Source organism: Flavobacterium sp. PLA-1-15 (assembly GCF_049060005.1).
GTDB lineage: Bacteria > Bacteroidota > Bacteroidia > Flavobacteriales > Flavobacteriaceae > Flavobacterium.
This window is the reverse complement of the sequence record NZ_JBMGQS010000033.1, coordinates 1-17,732: the sequence shown is the minus strand read 5'-3', so window position 1 is coordinate 17,732 and position 17,732 is coordinate 1. Positions and strand designations below refer to the sequence as shown.

Annotated in this window: 14 protein-coding genes; 5 read left to right on the top strand and 9 right to left on the bottom strand. The window is 37.6% G+C overall.

The annotated features are described in order from the left end of the window. Nucleotides 1–59: 59 nt before the first annotated feature. Entirely contained in the window at nt 60–2,666 is a 2,607-nt protein-coding gene (mutS, locus tag ACI6PS_RS14500) for a DNA mismatch repair protein MutS (protein ID WP_421013295.1), read from the bottom strand. A 158-nt stretch (nt 2,667–2,824) separates the two neighbouring features. On the opposite strand from mutS, the gene ACI6PS_RS14495 reads away from it, so the two are divergent. Then, the gene (locus tag ACI6PS_RS14495) at nt 2,825–3,310 is read left to right on the top strand and encodes a DUF1573 domain-containing protein (protein WP_421013294.1); all 486 of its coding nucleotides are present in this window, start codon (nt 2,825–2,827) and stop codon (nt 3,308–3,310) included. A 70-nt stretch (nt 3,311–3,380) separates the two neighbouring features. Then, a complete protein-coding gene (locus tag ACI6PS_RS14490; RefSeq protein WP_421013293.1) occupies nt 3,381–3,917 on the top strand; it encodes an RNA methyltransferase in 537 nt (178 codons plus the stop codon). A gap of 2 nt (nt 3,918–3,919) precedes the next feature. On the opposite strand, the gene folK is transcribed toward ACI6PS_RS14490, so the two are convergent. After that, the gene (folK, locus tag ACI6PS_RS14485) at nt 3,920–5,065 is read right to left on the bottom strand and encodes a 2-amino-4-hydroxy-6-hydroxymethyldihydropteridine diphosphokinase (RefSeq protein WP_421013292.1); all 1,146 of its coding nucleotides are present in this window, start codon (nt 5,063–5,065) and stop codon (nt 3,920–3,922) included. Nucleotides 5,066–5,159: 94 nt separating this feature from the next. Between folK and sppA the strand changes: the two genes are divergently transcribed. Together sppA and ACI6PS_RS14475 are read left to right on the top strand one after the other, a co-directional pair. Continuing rightward, nucleotides 5,160–6,920 carry a signal peptide peptidase SppA gene (gene sppA / locus ACI6PS_RS14480; RefSeq protein ID WP_421013291.1) on the top strand — a complete coding sequence of 587 codons (1,761 nt, stop codon included), beginning with the start codon at nt 5,160–5,162 and terminating at the stop codon, nt 6,918–6,920. 92 nt (nt 6,921–7,012) lie between these two features. Further along, a complete protein-coding gene (locus ACI6PS_RS14475; protein WP_421013290.1) occupies nt 7,013–9,586 on the top strand; it encodes an AsmA-like C-terminal region-containing protein in 2,574 nt (857 codons plus the stop codon). Nucleotides 9,587–9,639: 53 nt separating this feature from the next. Here the strand turns inward: ACI6PS_RS14475 and ACI6PS_RS14470 are convergent, their stop codons facing one another. Next, nucleotides 9,640–10,434, bottom strand: a complete 795-nt coding sequence (locus tag ACI6PS_RS14470; protein WP_421013289.1) for a DUF2797 domain-containing protein — start codon at nt 10,432–10,434, stop codon at nt 9,640–9,642. A gap of 100 nt (nt 10,435–10,534) precedes the next feature. Here ACI6PS_RS14470 and ACI6PS_RS14465 point away from each other — a divergent pair, with 100 nt between their 5' ends. Then, nucleotides 10,535–12,058, top strand: a complete 1,524-nt coding sequence (locus ACI6PS_RS14465) for a GH3 auxin-responsive promoter family protein (RefSeq protein ID WP_421013288.1) — start codon at nt 10,535–10,537, stop codon at nt 12,056–12,058. A 752-nt stretch (nt 12,059–12,810) separates the two neighbouring features. Here ACI6PS_RS14465 and queA read toward each other — a convergent pair. The 6 genes from queA to ACI6PS_RS14435 all read right to left on the bottom strand — a co-directional run. Then, nucleotides 12,811–13,860 carry a tRNA preQ1(34) S-adenosylmethionine ribosyltransferase-isomerase QueA gene (gene queA, locus ACI6PS_RS14460; RefSeq protein ID WP_421013287.1) on the bottom strand — a complete coding sequence of 350 codons (1,050 nt, stop codon included), beginning with the start codon at nt 13,858–13,860 and terminating at the stop codon, nt 12,811–12,813. Nucleotides 13,861–14,009: 149 nt separating this feature from the next. Further along, complete coding sequence (gene aroA, locus ACI6PS_RS14455) at nt 14,010–15,254, bottom strand: 3-phosphoshikimate 1-carboxyvinyltransferase (RefSeq protein ID WP_421013286.1); 1,245 nt, start codon at nt 15,252–15,254, stop codon at nt 14,010–14,012. 51 nt (nt 15,255–15,305) lie between these two features. Beyond that, nucleotides 15,306–15,632 (bottom strand): nucleotide pyrophosphohydrolase, encoded by a 327-nt coding sequence (locus ACI6PS_RS14450; protein ID WP_421013285.1) that lies wholly within the window; start codon nt 15,630–15,632, stop codon nt 15,306–15,308. A gap of 11 nt (nt 15,633–15,643) precedes the next feature. Beyond that, the gene (dtd, locus tag ACI6PS_RS14445) at nt 15,644–16,096 is read right to left on the bottom strand and encodes a D-aminoacyl-tRNA deacylase (protein ID WP_421013284.1); all 453 of its coding nucleotides are present in this window, start codon (nt 16,094–16,096) and stop codon (nt 15,644–15,646) included. A 50-nt stretch (nt 16,097–16,146) separates the two neighbouring features. Continuing rightward, a complete protein-coding gene (gene rsgA / locus ACI6PS_RS14440) occupies nt 16,147–17,130 on the bottom strand; it encodes a ribosome small subunit-dependent GTPase A (RefSeq protein ID WP_421013283.1) in 984 nt (327 codons plus the stop codon). Between the two features lie 107 nt (nt 17,131–17,237). Continuing rightward, the coding region (locus ACI6PS_RS14435) for a chorismate mutase (protein ID WP_421013282.1) at nt 17,238–17,732 on the bottom strand (495 nt) is incomplete at its 5' end.

Below are 17,732 nucleotides of genomic sequence, written 5' to 3'. Positions count from 1 at the left end.
ATATTTTAAAATATATAACTTTCTGATAACGTAGTTTTTACTTGCTTTCATTTTCAAAACTATTTTTTGGTCAGCATTCTTTTGATTTCATTGAGCTTCATTAATGCTTCAACTGGCGTCAAAGTATTGATGTCAAGGTTTAGAATTTCATCTTTTATTTCTTCCAATAAAGGATCATCCAGATTAAAAAAACTCATCTGCATTTCATCTTTAGCCGATTTTATACCGTTTAAAGCTTCTCCCGAATGGTCTTTTTCTAATTTTTTCAGAAGCTTTTGTGCTTTCACAATTACAGTTTGTGGCATTCCCGCCATCTTTGCTACGTGAATTCCGAAACTATGAGCACTTCCTCCCTTTACCAATTTCCTTATAAACAGTACCGTATCTTTTAGCTCTTTTACCGAAACATTATAGTTTTGAATCCGTGGCAAAATATCCGTCATTTCATTCAATTCGTGGTAATGCGTTGCAAACAAAGTTTTGGCTTTCGCAGGATGTTCGTGCAGGTATTCGGCTATTGCCCAGGCTATCGAAATACCATCATATGTGCTTGTTCCTCGTCCAATTTCATCCAAAAGCACCAAACTTCTATCGGAAATATTGTTCAAAATTGAAGCTGTTTCGTTCATCTCCACCATAAAGGTCGATTCTCCCATCGAAATATTATCCGAAGCTCCAACTCTTGTGAAAATTTTGTCAATCACACCCATTCTAACCGAATCAGCAGGAACAAAACTTCCCATTTGGGCGAGAAGTACAATCAAAGCGGTTTGCCTTAAAATTGCCGATTTACCCGACATGTTCGGACCCGTAATCATGATAATCTGTTGGGTTTCTCTATCAAGAAAAACATCATTAGCGATGTATGGAACTCCAACTGGCAATTGTTTTTCAATAACTGGATGACGACCATTTTTAATTTCCAATTCAAATGTATCGTCTAATTCTGGGCAAACGTATTTATTTTCGATGGCAAGCTGTGTGAACGACGTCAAGCAATCCAATTGAGCAACCAAATTCGCATTCAGCTGAACTGGTTTTATATAAGTAGCAATCCAACCCACCAATTGCTCAAAAAGTTCTACTTCAAGTTTGTATATTTTTTCTTCGGCACCTAAAATCTTGGTTTCGTATTCTTTCAATTCCTCCGTGATGTATCGTTCCGCATTCACAAGGGTTTGCTTTCGAATCCATTCGGTTGGAACTTTATCTTTATGGGTATTTCGAACTTCGATATAATAGCCAAAAACATTATTGAATGAAATTTTCAACGATGAAATTCCAGTTCTTTCCGATTCTCTTTTTTCAATTCCTTCTAAAAATTCCTTTCCAGAAGTTGAAATTGCTCTTAAATCATCCAACTCTGCATTGATTCCTTTTGCAATCGCATTTCCTTTTGCAACAGCAACAGGAGCATCTTGATTTAAAGTAGTTTTGATTTTTTCTCGTAATAAATCGCAACTATTCAAACTGTCGCCAATTATTTTCACCGCTTCATTTTTGCTTTCAAGAGCCAAACTCTTAATCGGAATAATTGCATCCAGTGATTCTTTCAAATAAACCACTTCTCTCGGACTTACTTTCCCCGTTGCAATTTTAGAAATCAAACGTTCCAAGTCGGAAATCTGCTTGATTTGATATTGTATGCTTTTTAAAACCTCTTGATTTTCATTTAAATAAGACACTACTTCGTGACGATTCCTAATTTTATTGATGTCTTTCAACGGCAAAGCCAACCATCTTTTCAGCAAACGACCTCCCATAGGCGAAAGCGTTCTATCAATTACATCCAAAAGTGTGACGGCATTTGGATTATAGCTGTGGTACAATTCTAAATTTCGAATCGTAAAGCGATCCATCCAAACATAAGCATCTTCTGCAATTCTTTGCATGGAAGTGATATGCTGGACTCTGTTGTGTTGTGTTTCTCCTAAATAATATAAAATTGCTCCCGAAGCAATGATTCCTTCCTGCAATTCTTCGATTCCAAATCCTTTTAAAGAAACGGTCTGGAAATGATTGGTCAATGTTTCAAAGGCATAATCTTCTTTGTAAACCCAATCTTCTAAATAAAAAGTATGAAAATCTTCTCCAAAAATCTCCTTGAAATCGCCTTTATTTTGTTTTGGAACCAAAACTTCGCTAGGATTGAAATTTTGTAAAAGTTTGTCGATGTATTCATCATTTCCTTGAGCCGTAAGAAATTCTCCTGTTGAAACATCCAAAAATGAAACTCCAATTGTCTTTTTACCAAAATAAAGTGAAGCCAAAAAGTTATTCGATTTTGATTGTAAAACTTCGTCGTTCATCGAAACTCCAGGTGTTACAAGTTCTGTGACGCCTCTTTTCACAATCGTTTTAGTCATTTTTGGGTCTTCCAATTGGTCGCAAATGGCAACACGGAGTCCGGCTTTTACCAATTTTGGTAAATATGTATTCAAAGAATGATGCGGAAATCCCGCTAAAGCCGTTTCTGTTTCCGAGCCTGCTCCTCTTTTCGTCAAGGTAATTCCTAGAATCTTGGAAGCACGAACCGCGTCTTCGCCAAAAGTTTCATAGAAATCTCCTACTCTAAACAACAAGCAAGCATCAGGATATTTCCTTTTGATTTCGTTGTATTGCTTCATTAACGGCGTTTCTTTCGGAGTTTTTTCTTTAGACGACAAGGTGTTTTGTATTAAATTTAGAGGTTACGAATTTATAATTTTATCCTTGAAAACCCTAATGATTTTCCATTTGCAAGTCGTTAACAAGTCATTAACAACGGTAATTTTATTTTTCTTTAAATTTGCTTATATAAATTAGAAACTTAAATTTTAACAATATGAAAAAAGGTCTTTTATTATTTTCAGCAATTGCATTGTTGTCTTTCAGTGGTTCTTATGCTCAAGAATCTTCTAAAAAAGTAAAAACTAAAGCAAAAACCACTACAACAACTAAAACACCAGTTGCAAAAGTTACAGGTCCTGGAATTGTTTTCGAAAGCGAAACAATTGATTATGGAACAGTTGAGTACAAATCTGACGGTAAACGTGAGTTCGTTTTCACAAACAATGGTACTGAGCCGTTAATCATCAAAAACGCACAAGGATCTTGCGGATGTACAGTTCCAACTTGGCCAAAAGAACCTATCGCTCCAGGTGCTAAAGCGGTTATTGGTGTAAAATATGATACTGCAAGAGGTGGTCAAGCATTTACAAAAACAATCACTTTGACTACAAATGCTGCAAACCCAACAACAACTTTGACTATCAAAGGAAATGTTTTAGCTGATCCAAATGCTGCTAAGCCAGCTCCAGCAAAAAGCTAATTAAAAAAAAGGTTATATCTTTGAAAGCTCCCTTCTGGGGGCTTTTTTTTATTGAAAACAAACAACATTTATGCGAAAGCTAGAAAATAACGAACTCGAAAGAAAATCCGTAGAAGATTTTAAAACTGCCGAAAAAACCCCGATCATCATTATTTTAGATGACATCAGAAGTCTTCACAATATTGGTTCTGTTTTTAGAACTGCTGATGCTTTTTTGATTGAAAAAATATATTTGTGCGGTATCACTGCAACGCCTCCAAACAAAGAAATTCACAAAACCGCTCTTGGAGCAACCGAAACTGTTGCGTGGGAACATCATAAAAATGTTTTGGAAGTTATTGAAAATTTACAACAAGACGGTGTGAATGTTTTTGCGGTTGAGCAAGTAGAGAATGCTGTTTTTCTTCAAGATTTTAAAATTGAAAAGCAGAAAAAATACGCACTCGTTTTTGGAAATGAAGTCTTCGGGGTTTCGCAGGAAGCTGTAGCGCTCTGTGATGGATGCATCGAAATTCCGCAATTAGGAACCAAACATTCCTTGAATATTTCAGTAAGTGCCGGAATTGTAATTTGGGATTTATTCCGAAAACTAAATGCTTACAGTTAATTTTACTTGGAAGTATTTTTAATCTTAGCCTTGATTTCGTCCAAAATAAAGATATAATCTTTTTGATTATTTACAAAATCCATGTCCGAAACATCGATAATCAGCACATTCAAATCGGTTTGTGATTTTATATAATCCAAATAACCGCTGTTGATTCTTTCCAGATAATCGGGCTGAATTTCCTGTTCGTAGCTTCTGCCTCTTCGCTTGATGTTTTGCAAAAGTCTTTCGGTATTTTGATACAAATAAATATACAAATCCGGTTTTGGCATTTCTTTATAAATGATATCAAAAAGCTTTCGGTACAAGCGGTATTCATCTTCGGTCAACGTTACTTTAGAAAAAATAAGCGACTTGAAAATGTGATAATCGGCTACGATAAAATCCTTGAACAAATCAAATTGAGCCAAATCATCCGATAATTGCTGATAACGATCAGCCAAAAATGACATTTCCAATGAGAAGGCATAACGGCTTTGGTCTTTGTAAAATTTAGGCAAAAAAGGGTTATCTGCAAAACGTTCCAAAACCGTCTTGGCATTGAAATCTTCCGCAATTCTTGTAGTCAAAGTTGTTTTTCCAGCACCAATATTTCCTTCAATAGCAATGTAGTTGAATTGATTCAGATTGATTTTTTGCAAAGGCGACTCAAGCTCTGAAATTGACTTACATTCACTTTTATCAGAAGTTGCCAGCAACAACTCTTTTACATTTTTATTCAAAATAGGATGAAAAAAATCCGATTTCAAATCATTCATCGGTTGTAAAACAAACAATCTGTTTTGCATTTGAGAATGCGGAATCTGCAAGCTTTCTGTATCGATTATTTCATTATTAAATGCAATGATATCAATATCAATGGTCCTTGCCTGATAACCTTCTTCCCCATTTCTAATCCTTCCTAACTTATTTTCAAGCTGTAAAATTTCTGTAAGGATAATTTCGGCAGATTTATCAGAATGAAGCAAAACTGCACAATTATAAAAATCATCACTCTCAAAACCCCAAGAAGGCGACTGGTATAATTTTGAAACACGAACAACCGTACCTATACTATTATGCATCAAATCAATACAACTTTTGATGTTCTCAAATCTGTCGCCCTGATTGCTTCCTAATGATAAAATAATTTGATTCTGCCTCTTCATAGCTACAAATTAAGGAAAACAATTTTGATTATGAATCATTCCAAACTGTAACATTTGAGAACTTTTTGATACTAATTCTAAAAATGAATTTAGTATGCGATTTTTAGGAAATGTTTTGGCAACCATAGTCGGGTTGTTTTTATTTATGATGATATTCTTCTTCGGAATATTAATTATCGGAGCGCTTTTCGGAGGCGATTCTGAAACTGTAACGGTAAAAAGTGATTCGGTCATCGAATTGGATTTGGAAAATATATCGAACGATTATGCAGGAAAATACAAAGATCCGCTAATTACGCTCTTTTCGGAAGGTAAAAATGTTGGGATTTCAGATGTAATAGATGCCATCAAAAACGCGAAGGAAGACAGTGATATTAAAGGAATTTCAATTCTCAACAATCATTTTATGCCAGGAATGGCACAAAGCAAAGCCTTGAGAGATGCTTTGGAAGATTTTAAAAAATCAGGCAAATTTGTAGTGGCTTATGCCGATTATTATACCCAGAAAGAGTATTATATGAACTCTGTAGCCGATACCATTTATCTGAATCCTGTTGGCCAAATGGATTTCAAAGGTCTGTCTTCTGAATTGATGTTCTTTAAGGACCTGCAAGAAAAATCAGGTGTGAAGATGGAAGTCATCCGTCACGGAAAATACAAAAGCGCGGTTGAGCCATTCTTGGAAAACAAAATGAGCGATGCCAATCGTGAGCAGATTTCTACTTTATTGAATTCGGTTTGGAATTCGGTTGCAACCGATATCTCAAAATCGAGAAACATTCCCGTTTCACAATTAAATGTAATTGCTGATGGACTTTTGGCAAGAACTCCTGAAATGGCAAAATCGCAGAAATTGGTTGATAAGATTGGTTACGAGGACGAATACCACAACGGAATCCGTAAGGCTTTAAAAGTAAAAAAAGACGAAGATTACAATACTGTTTCCATAGCAGATTATGCCTTTAAATATTTAACGACCGGTAAAAAATCCAGTTCAAAGGATAAAATTGCTGTGATTTACGCTCAAGGCGAAATAACAAGTGGCGAAGGCGATGTAAATTACATCGGAGAAGGATCGATGCGTCGTTCCTTGCAGGAAGCCCGAAAAGACAAAAACGTAAAAGCAATTGTCCTACGAATTGACAGTCCAGGAGGAAGCGCTTTAACCTCAGAATTAATTTGGAGGGAAGTTGAACTGACCAAAAAAGTTAAACCTGTCGTAGTTTCGATGGGAAATTATGCTGCCTCGGGAGGTTATTATTTGGCTTGCAATGCTAATAAGATTTTCGCAGAAGAAAATACCATAACTGGATCGATTGGGGTTTTCGGAATGCTGCCAAATTTCACAACTTTAACGAACAGAATCGGGATCAATGTAGAACAAGTGAGCACTCATAAAAATGCAGCTGATTACAGCCCATTTGTTCCTTTGAGTGACAATATGAGAAATTTTACACAAGAGAGTGTAGAACAAGTATACACAACTTTTGTTCAACGTGTTGCTGCTGGAAGAAAAATGACGTTCGAACAAGTAGATGCCATTGCACAAGGTCGTGTTTGGGCAGGTTCTGAAGCTGTAAAAATTGGGCTTGTGGATAAAATTGGCGGACTTGATGCTGCTTTGAAAGAAGCTTCGGCTCTAGCAAAAATCAAAGAATACAAGACGCAAAACTTCCCAGAATACGACAAAACCTTCGGAGAAATGTTTGCAGGTTTTCCTTTTGCTCAAACAAAAGAAAATCTTATCAAGGAAGAAATTGGAGAAGAAAACTATCTGATTTTGAACGAAATTAAAAAAATGAATGCACAAACAGGCATTCAAACCAAGATGTCTTTCAACATCAATATTAAGTAAAACCGTAAAAAGTTATTTTTAAGCCAACTTATTTAAATTTATTAGATAAGTTGGCTTACTATTTGATAATTTTGTCATAAAAACCATCCAATATGATAAAGAAGATTCTAAAAGGACTAGGTATATTTCTTGTAATCGCTTTGATTGCCCTAGTCTCGATACCATTTTTGTTCAAGGACAAAGTAAAAGAAATGATTGTGAAGGCAATCAATGAAAATGTTGATGCAACCGTTGCTTTTGAAGACGTTGACCTAAGTTTACTGAAAAGTTTTCCGCAGGCAAATGTTACCATTGACAAATTAAGTATCATTAATAAGGCTCCTTTTGCCGGCGACACTTTGTTCTATTCTGGCGAAGTAAATCTAAAAATGTCGGTCAAGGAACTTTTTAAAGGCGATGGCGAAGCGATGAATATCGAATCGTTTTCTTCTACAAATGGTGTCGTAAATATTCTTTTTGACAAGAATGGAATTGGCAATTTCGATATCGCCATCAAAGATGAAAAAGACAAATCTGATACTTCTGAAAGCAAGCCTTTTGCAATGAACATTCAGAATTATGAAATAGAAAATCTTCGTTTCAAATATTTCGACGAACGTTCAAAAATCAAGATGATGATTGATAGTTTGAACCATACGGGAAAAGGAAATTTTGCCGCATCAAAACTTGATTTGGATACCAAAACTACTGCACGTGTTTCGTTGGACATGGACAAAACCAACTATATGAACAATGTTGCCTTGACGCTTGATGCCGTTTTGGGAATTGATTTGGAAAACAGCAAGTATACCTTCAAGGACAACAAAGCCTTGATCAATAAGTTGCCTTTGGAGTTTGACGGTTTTATCCAACTTGTTGATGCTGGTCAGGAATATGATTTGAAATTTAAAACACCAACTTCTAGCTTCCAAAATTTCTTAGGATTGATTCCTTCTGCCTATTCGGGAAGTTTGGAGAACGTGAAAACAACCGGAGATTTCACGATTGCAGGATTTGCAAAAGGATTATATTCTGATACAACGGTTCCAAAATTCAACTTGGCAATTGCTTCAAACAATGCTTCATTCAAATATCCTGACTTGCCAAAATCGGTTGAGAACATAGTTATTGACACTAAAATCATCAACGAAACAGGGGTTTTGAACGATACTTATGTGAATTTAGATAAACTCTCTTTTAGAATCGATCAAGATGTTTTTGACGCAAAGGCCAATATCCGAAACATTACCGACAATCCTTTAGTAGATGCAATGTTGAAAGGAACCATCAATTTGGCAAATATTTCAAAAGCCTATCCTATCAAATTAGACACACCGTTGACCGGAATTTTGAAAGCCGATGTCAAAACGAAATTCGACATGAAATCGGTGGAAACCAATAACTACGACAAGATTTTAGCTTCGGGAGATGCAACAATAACTGGTTTCAAATATGTAGATGCTGATAAGAAAACCTATTCCATCAACACGGCTTCCGCTCAATTTTCAAATCAAAAAATCAACTTGAAACAGTTGGATGTAACGACTGGAAAAACCGACATCAAGTTAAACGGTACGTTAGAAAACTTCTTGGGATATGCTTTTAAAAACCAAGAATTGAGAGGAACTTTCAATATGAATTCCAACCAACTTTTGGTGAGCGATTTCATGACGGAAACGAAAACAACTGTCAATAATAAAACCACAACAACAGAAGCCGTTAAGATTCCTAAATTAATCAACGTAACATTGAATGCTTCTGCAAATTCAGTGGTTTATGACAATTTGAATCTAAAAAATGTATCAGGTAAATTGATTGTAAAGGACGAAAAAGTATCGCTACAGAACTTAAAAACTTCAATTTTCGGTGGTGTGATTACCGCTACAGGAGATGTTTCAACTAAAACGGCAACGCCTACTTTTAATATGAATTTAGGCTTGAATACGGTTGATATCCAGCAAGCATTCACCCAATTGGAAATGCTGAAAAACATTGCACCGATTGCAGGTGTCATCAACGGAAAATTAAACTCCACCATCAAATTATCAGGAAATTTGGATGCGAAAGAAATGACGCCTGATTTGAAAACCCTATCAGGGGATTTGTTAGGGCAATTGCTTTCTACAACCATCAACGCCAGCAATTCTGAAATGCTTTCGGCTTTGAGTTCAAATGTGAAGTTTATCGATTTGAAAAAAATGAACCTCAACGATTTGAAAGCCAATCTGACATTTGATAATGGTAGAGTTAACGTAAAGCCTTTCGACCTTAAATACCAAGACATCACAGTAAATGTTGGCGGTTCGCACGGTTTTGACCAATCGATGAACTATAATGTGAAGTTTGATGTTCCGGCAAAATATTTAGGAAGTGAAGTCAATAATCTATTGGCAAAATTGACTCCAGCCGAAGCTAATAAATTGGATAAAATCCCTGTAAATGCAGTGTTGACAGGAAACTTTAAAAATCCTAAGGTTTCTACTGATATGAAAGCAGCGGTTACCAACCTTGCAAATCAATTGGTGAAACAGCAAAAAGACAAATTGGTGAATCAAGGAACAAAAGCGTTGGAAAATCTAATCAATAACAATACTAAAAAAGATACCACTAAAACGCAAACCAAAAAAGAGGAAACCAAAGAAAAGGTGACGAATGCCATCAAGGATATCTTTGGCAAGAAGAAATAATAGTTCTAGTAAATATAGAAAAGCCTGTAATTCAAATTACAGGCTTTTGCTTTTTATACGTTCATCGAAACGACATAACCTTCAAAACTTCGGACATTGAAAACTGTTCCGTCTTCGAAGATTAAATATTGCCCTTTGATTCCAATCAGTTTGCCTTTGAAGTTATTCGTTTTATCCAAATTCAAACCGGTTACCTTTTTCGGGTGTTGCAAAACGGGATAGTTTAAGATAAAATGTTCGTTCAAATCGGGATTGAAATACGGCTTCACTTCTTCCGGGAGATAGTCGAAAACGCGTGTCTTTTCCGTCAGTAAATCCAATGAAAGCACCTCGTTTTGAAGCATTTTTCGCCAATTGGTTTTATCTACAAAATAGTTTTTCAGGACAACTTCAGTGATTCCCGCCAAATATCTGTTCGGAACTTCCACCACAGATACTGCTTCACAAGCACCCTGATCGATCCATCTGGTTGGGACTTGGGTTTTTCTGGTCACGCCTACTTTTACGTCGCTTGACAAGGCCAAATAGACCACGTGTGGTTGCAACTGCACTTTTGTTTCATAATCCAAATCCCTGTCGGCTATTCCGAGATGAGCAGTGCTCAATTCCGGTCGCATGATCCAGTCTCCTACTGCCGGACTGCTGTAAAAGCAATCGTAACAAAAGCCTTGACGGAATATTTTTTTCTTCTTATTGCAATTCAAACATTGATAGCCCACGAATGAAATCTCAATTTCCTTGTTGAGTAATTGATTGACATTTAGGAAACTGTTTTCAAAAACCATATAATATTGAATAGGGTTTCCAAATTCGGTTTGCATTTTTTCAAGTACGCCTTCGTAAGTCATTTTAGATTTTAAATTTCAGATTTTACTTTTTGGGTATATTTTTACTATTTTTGGTAAAGTTAGATATTCATAACCCATAATCATAATTCGTAACTAAAAAATGGCACTACCAATTATCAATTCTGTTGCTTCTTGGATTTTGAAGAAAAGAATCCATCAGATTGAATTGTTCTTGAAGTATCCTAACGAAGTTCAGGAGGAATTGCTTTTGAATTTAATTCGTACTGCCGAAAAAACACAAATTGGGGAGCAATATCATTTTGAATCTATAAAATCCTACCACACTTTTGCCGAAAGGATTCCTGTTTCTACCTACGAAGATTTGGAGCCTTTTATTGAGCAAACCCGCAAGGGCGAACAGAATATCTTTTGGCCAAATCCTATCAAATGGTTTGCTAAATCCAGCGGGACAACCAATGCCAAAAGCAAGTTTATTCCCGTTAGTTCCGATGCTTTGGAGAATTGCCACTACAAGGCAGCCAAGGATTTACTTTCACTGTATTTGAACAACAACGAAGATTCGCAATTGTTTACCGGAAAGAGTTTGCGTTTGGGCGGAAGCAAGCAATTGTATGCCGACAACAATACTTTCTTTGGAGATTTATCTGCGATTTTGATTGAGAATATGCCAATGTGGGCCGAATTCAGCAGTACACCCAGTAACAAAGTTTCGCTGATGAATGATTGGGAAACAAAGTTGGGTGCGATTGTAAATGAAACACGTTATGAAAACGTGACGAGCCTAGCCGGAGTTCCTTCATGGATGATGGTTTTGTTGAATAAAGTTTTGGAAGAAACTGGAAAAGAAAGCCTATTGGAAGTATGGCCAAATGCCGAAGTTTACTTTCATGGAGGTGTAAGTTTTGATCCTTATAGAGAGCAATACAAGAAGATTTTCCCAAGTTCTGGATTTCAATATTATGAAATTTATAATGCTTCGGAAGGATTTTTTGCCATTCAGGATTTGAACAATTCTAATGATTTGTTACTGATGCTGGATTACGGTATTTTCTACGAGTTTATACCGATGGATAGCTATGGAACACCTGAACAGAAAGTTATTAGGCTTTCAGAAGTGGAATTGAATAAGAATTATGCGATTGTGATCACGACGAATGCCGGTTTGTGGCGTTATCAGATTGGGGATACGGTTCGGTTCACTTCGTTGAATCCTTATAGGATTAGGGTTACTGGAAGGACGAAGCATCATATTAATGTTTTTGGCGAGGAATTAATTATTGAGAACTCTGATAATGCGATTGCTAGGGCTTGTCAGGTGACGAATACTGAAGTGATTGACTATACGGTTGCTCCAGTATTTATGCAAGGCAAGGAGAAAGGTGCTCATGAATGGATTATTGAATTCAGGAAGAATCCGGACGATGTTGATTTGTTTAATAGGGTTTTGGATGAAACGCTTCAAACTTTGAATTCTGATTATGAGGCCAAACGTCATAATAATATGACTCTGAATCCTCCGGTTGTGAATGTGGCGCGACCGAATTTGTTTTATGATTGGCTGAAAGATCAGGATAAATTGGGAGGACAGAATAAAATTCCGCGGTTGTCGAACCAAAGGCATTATGTGGAGCAATTGAAGGCTTTGCAGTTTTCTTATAAATAGGTTTTTATTTTTTGGATTACATTATACTACGGGCTTTATTGCCCGTTTTTTTGTTTTTTAAGGGTGTTTGGAAACTGAAAAAACCAGTGTGGAAGCCTCGGGGCGGTGTGGAAGCTCTGGGGGACGAGGGAAAACCCTGGGGGCGGTGTGGAAGCTCTGGGGGACGAGGAAAAACTCTCGGGGACGGTGTGGAAGCTTTGGGGGACGAGGGAAAACTCTGAGGGACGGGGCGGAAGCTTTGGGGGACGAGGGAAAACTCTCGGGGACGGTGTGGAAGCTTTGGGGGACGGTGTGGAAGCTTTGGGGGACGAGGGAAAACTCTTGGGGACGGTGTGGAAGCTTTGGGGGACGAGGGAAAACTCTGGGGGACGGTGCGGAAGCTTCGGGGGACGAGGGAAAACTCTTGGGGACGGTGTGGAAGCTTTGGGGGACGGTGTGTTTGTGTTTAAAGGTGGGTATTTGGGTTTGGGTTCTGGGTGTAGGATGGTTGGCGTACTGGTGGAGATGATTCCAAAGGGAAAATGGTTTCTTTCTAGCCCTGATGGTGCCATTGTCTGAGCTCTTGTTCCTGCCTTTCAAGCAGGAACAAAGCGAGTGGCTCCAGCAGGAATAGGGATTATTGAAATGCCCGAGCGCTTCGCTCCTAAAACTAGTATATAATACCTAACAGGTTTTGGAAACCTATTAGGATGGAACTAAAAAATCCCGTCTTGTTGTGGACTAGACGGGATTTTTTTTATGTTTTGGAAGGATTAGATGATTAGCATCGCATCGCCATAGGAGTAGAATTTATATTCTTCTTTGATGGCTTCTTCGTAGGCTTTTTTCATTAGATCGTGGCCACAGAAAGCTGAAATCATCATCAACAATGTTGATTTTGGGGTGTGGAAATTCGTAATCATACAATCCGCAATGCTGAAATCGTGTGGAGGGAAGATGAACTTGTTTGTCCACCCGTCGTAAGGATTTAGCGTTCTTGCTGACGAAACTGAACTTTCGATAGCACGCATTGAAGTGGTCCCTACGGCACAGATTCTTTTCTTTTTGGCCTTTGCATTGTTCACTATATCACAAGCTTCCTGCGTAATTTTTAGCTCTTCGGAATCCATTTTGTGTTTCGATAAATCTTCTACCTCAACTGGATTGAAGGTTCCTAGACCTACGTGAAGGGTTACTTCTGCAAAGTCAACACCTTTTATTTCCAATCTTTTTAGGAGGTGTTTTGAGAAGTGTAGTCCGGCTGTTGGGGCGGCTACTGCTCCTTCTTCTTTTGCGTAGATGGTTTGGTAACGATCTGCATCTTCTGGAGTTACCTCACGGTTGATGTATTTTGGGATTGGCGTTTCTCCAAGTTCTGTTAGCTTGTTACGGAATTCCTCGTAAGAACCGTCGTAAAGGAAACGTAGGGTTCTCCCACGAGAGGTAGTATTGTCAATAACCTCTGCTACCAACGAGTCATCGTCTCCGAAATATAGCTTGTTTCCGATTCTGATTTTACGTGCTGGATCGACCAAAACGTCCCATAGTCTTTGTTCTGCATTCAGTTCTCTCAACAAGAAAACTTCGATACGCGCTCCGGTTTTCTCTTTGTTTCCGTATAGACGTGCTGGGAAAACTTTGGTGTTATTGAGGATTAGAACATCTCCTTCATCAAAATAATCGATAACGTCCTTGAACATTTTATGTTCGATGGTGTTTTTTTGTCGGTCGATTACCATTAGACGCGATTCGTCTCTGTTTTCGGCTGGATATTCTGCAAGAAGTTCTTTTGGTAAATTAAAATTGAAGTGTGATAATTTCATAGTGGAATTTAGATTTTAGATTTTAGATTTTAGATTTGATATCCAGAATCTTAAATCGGTTGCAAATATACGATTGTGAGATAGGCGTTGTCAAGTGTTTTGGGTTTTATTTTTGAGATTGCCACAAAGACGGGAAGTCGCGAAGTTTTTTATTGGGAAATATTGAATCCGATACTTTCTAAATCTCCCCAAAAATCGGGATAGGATTTGGAAACTACCTCGGCTTTGTTGATGATGATATCGGTTCTTAAAGCCAAGGGCGCGAAAGCCATTGCCATTCGGTGGTCGTTGTAGGTATCGATAGCTGTGTTTGGGTTTATGGTTGTAGAAGCTTCTAAAGTCAATGTATCGTTAGTTACCTCAATTTTTGCTCCTAGCTTTTCGAGTTCGGTTTTGAGTGCCTCGAGCCTATCGGTTTCTTTTATTTTTAGGGTATGAAGTCCTGTTAGATGGCATCCAATTCCTAATCCGAAACAGGTTACGGCGATGGTTTGAGCGATGTCGGGGGAATTGTTTAGTTGTAGGTTCTGGGTTCTAGGTTGTGGGTTTTCAATCTTTGTCAAAAAGATGCTGTTTTCTTGAAAAGTGGTTTCTACTCCGAAATGTTTATAGATTTCTACTAAAGCGGAATCGCCTTGAAGGCTGTTTTGCTTGTAGCTGGAGAGTTTTATTTGGGTTCCTGTTTGTGATAGGGCGACAATCGAATAGAAATAGGATGCGGAAGACCAATCGCTTTCAATTGTAGATTGTAGATTGTAGATTGTAGATTTATGATGTACTTTGATTGAATTTTCTATAAATGATGTTTCAACTCCCATTTCTTCCAATAAGGAAAGTGTCATCTTGATGTAGGGAATGGAGGTTATTTCTCCTTCGAGGGTTAATTCCAGTCCGTTTTCGAGTTTTGGTGCGATGAGTAATAGTGCAGAAATGTACTGACTGCTGGTATTGGCTAGAAGCGAAACTTTATTGCTGGTTAGTTTTTTTCCTTTGATCTTTATGGGTGGAAAGCCTTCATTTTCTTCGTATGAAATTTCGGCTCCGAGCTGTTGCAGGGCTTCTACCAATATTTTTATTGGACGTTCTTTCATTCTCGCAGAACCTGTGAGTACTACTTCCCTATCTTCTTGAGTAGCAAAATAGGCGGTAAGGAATCGCATAGCAGTTCCGGCATGGTGTATGTCGATTACTTCTGGATTCAGGGTTTTGGGTGCAGGGTTTTGGGTCAAAGCCTTGGTCATTACTTCTGAATCATCGGAATTGGAAGTGTTTTCTAGGGAAACACCTGGGTACAAAGCCTGTAACAGCAACAATCGATTGGTTTCGGATTTGCTTCCTGTTATTTTAATTGAAGATTGAAGATTACAGGTTGAAGATTGAAGATGTAAATCCATACTATTTGTTTAAAATAAAGAAGCGCTGACTTTTACCTCAACGCTCTCCTATTATTTCAATTTCTCATTATTCTTATGGCGGTCCTTGTCGCGGTTGGATTTTAGGTCCATCTTTTTGTCAAAGGCTTCCTGAAGATTGATTCCGGTTTGGTTGGCTAGACACAAAACTACGAAAACTACATCGGCTAATTCTTCCCCGAGGTCTTTATTTTTGTCGGATTCTTTTTCGGACTGTTCGCCATAACGGCGGGCAATGATTCGGGCCACCTCTCCTACCTCTTCGGTGAGTTGTGCCATATTTGTGAGTTCGTTGAAGTAACGTACTCCGTGTTCCTTTATCCAGTTGTCTACTTCTAGTTGGGCGTTTTTTAGGTTCATTTTTATACTTTTTATTCTTTGTTTTTCGTATCCAATAAAATAGTCACAGGACCATCATTTAAAAGCGAAACTTTCATATCGGCTCCAAATTTTCCCGTTTGGATTTTCTTGCCGAATTCAGATTCTAATTGGCTGACAAATTTTTCATATAATGGAATGGCTACATCAGGTTTTGAAGCTTTAATGTAAGAAGGGCGATTGCCTTTTTTGGTGGAAGCATGAAGCGTAAACTGACTCACAACAATAATATCTCCATTGACATCTTGAACAGATAAATTCATCACATCATTTTCATCACCGAAAATGCGCATATTGATTATTTTTCCAACCAGCCAATTGATGTCTTCTTCTGAATCTGCATCTTCAATACCGACTAAAACCAAAAGTCCAGTTTTGATAGTGGCAACTACTTCTCCATCGATGGTTACTGAAGCTTGAGAAACTCTTTGTATAACAACTTTCATTTTATATTGAAGATTAACGAATTGTGATTTTAGATTTCAAAGTTAAAAAACTACTCACTTTTCCTCGTTTCATCACTTGCAATACGATCATCATTGTAGATATCGGTTCGATAATGTTCATCGTCTCCTTCGAGGATTTGCAGGTAACTTCTGTAGCGCGACCAAGGAATTTCATCATTTTCCAATGCTTTCTTGATGGCACAATGAGGTTCTTCCTTATGGAGGCAATTATTGAATTTGCATTGGTCTTTCAACTTAAAAAATTCAGGAAAATAACCACTGATTTCTTCCTTTTCCATATCTACAATCCCAAAACCTTTAATTCCGGGTGTGTCGATAATTTGGGCATCGAAACTCAAATCATACATTTCGGCAAAAGTCGTGGTATGCTGTCCTTGTTTACTTTGCTCAGAAATTACAGTTGTTTTTAGATGCAGGGAAGGTTCCATTGCATTTACCAAAGTAGATTTTCCAACACCTGAATGCCCAGAAAACATACTCACTTTTCCGATCATCATTTCTTTCAACTGGTCAACACCTTTGTTTTCTGTCGAAGAAATCCTGAGGCATTTGTATCCAATTTCCTGATAGGTATGCTGAAGGAACAATTGCTCGTCTAAAGTAACTTCGTCTAAGGTATCAATCTTATTGAATATTAGAATTGCCTCTATTCCGTATGCTTCGGCCGTAACCAAAAATCGGTCGATAAAACTGGTCGTTGTAGGAGGATTATTGATGGTAACCAATAAAAAAACCTGATCGATATTGGAAGCAATAATGTGCAATTGCTTGGAAAGATTCACAGATTTACGAACAATATAATTCTTCCTTTCGTGGATCTTGTTGATGGTTCCCGTTACTTTATCTGAAGTTTCTTCCAGTTCATAATCTACATGATCGCCAACGGCAATCGGGTTGGTACTTTTTATTCCCTTCATCCGGAATTTTCCCTTGATACGGCATTCGATAAAATCTCCTTTTTCAGATTTTACGGTGTACCAACTTCCTGTAGATTTATAAACGGTTCCTGTCATTCAAATTTTAGATTTTAGATTTTAGATTTTAGATTGCTCTAAATACTAAAAATGTAAGCACAAAATTACACTATTAGATTAGAATTATCCCTTTTTAAAAGGATAAACTACCCATTAATAATCTTTTCTTGATGGCTGATACTTTCCTGATGTATCGCTTTGAACAATTTCAAAATAAACTCCTCGCTCAAGCCTTTTTGTTCTCCTTCCGAAATCATCTTTCCGAGGATTTCATTCCAGCGTTTATTTTGCAAAACCGCCACATCATTCTCCTTCTTCAAAGCACCAATCTGTTCGGAAAATTTCATTCTATTGCCCAGAATTTCCAGTATTTTGCTATCGGCGATATCGATATTCGCTCTGAGTTTCGCCATTTCATTATTGAAACCGTCTTCTTCCGAAGTCATTTTCTTCACCTTCAAATCCGTCAGAATCTGTTTTAATTTCGCTGGCGTCACCTGTTGCGCCGCATCGCTCCACGCATTATCGGGATCAATATGCGTTTCGATAATCAATCCATCGTAATTCAAATCCAAGGCCTGTTGCGAAACTTCCTGAATCATATCGCGTTTTCCGGTAATGTGCGACGGATCGCCAATCAA

What these genes read in the sequence shown, in the direction of transcription:
- ACI6PS_RS14465 (WP_421013288.1), top strand. Translation starts at nt 10,535, where the DNA reads ATGGCACTACCAATTATCAATTCTGTTGCTTCTTGGATTTTGAAGAAA.
- ACI6PS_RS14490 (WP_421013293.1), top strand. Translation starts at nt 3,381, where the DNA reads ATGCGAAAGCTAGAAAATAACGAACTCGAAAGAAAATCCGTAGAAGAT.
- sppA (WP_421013291.1), top strand. Translation starts at nt 5,160, where the DNA reads ATGCGATTTTTAGGAAATGTTTTGGCAACCATAGTCGGGTTGTTTTTA.
- ACI6PS_RS14475 (WP_421013290.1), top strand. Translation starts at nt 7,013, where the DNA reads ATGATAAAGAAGATTCTAAAAGGACTAGGTATATTTCTTGTAATCGCT.
- ACI6PS_RS14470 (WP_421013289.1), bottom strand. Translation starts at nt 10,434, where the DNA reads ATGACTTACGAAGGCGTACTTGAAAAAATGCAAACCGAATTTGGAAAC.
- aroA (WP_421013286.1), bottom strand. Translation starts at nt 15,254, where the DNA reads ATGGATTTACATCTTCAATCTTCAACCTGTAATCTTCAATCTTCAATT.
- dtd (WP_421013284.1), bottom strand. Translation starts at nt 16,096, where the DNA reads ATGAAAGTTGTTATACAAAGAGTTTCTCAAGCTTCAGTAACCATCGAT.
- rsgA (WP_421013283.1), bottom strand. Translation starts at nt 17,130, where the DNA reads ATGACAGGAACCGTTTATAAATCTACAGGAAGTTGGTACACCGTAAAA.
- folK (WP_421013292.1), bottom strand. Translation starts at nt 5,065, where the DNA reads ATGAAGAGGCAGAATCAAATTATTTTATCATTAGGAAGCAATCAGGGC.
- ACI6PS_RS14495 (WP_421013294.1), top strand. Translation starts at nt 2,825, where the DNA reads ATGAAAAAAGGTCTTTTATTATTTTCAGCAATTGCATTGTTGTCTTTC.
- queA (WP_421013287.1), bottom strand. Translation starts at nt 13,860, where the DNA reads ATGAAATTATCACACTTCAATTTTAATTTACCAAAAGAACTTCTTGCA.
- ACI6PS_RS14450 (WP_421013285.1), bottom strand. Translation starts at nt 15,632, where the DNA reads ATGAACCTAAAAAACGCCCAACTAGAAGTAGACAACTGGATAAAGGAA.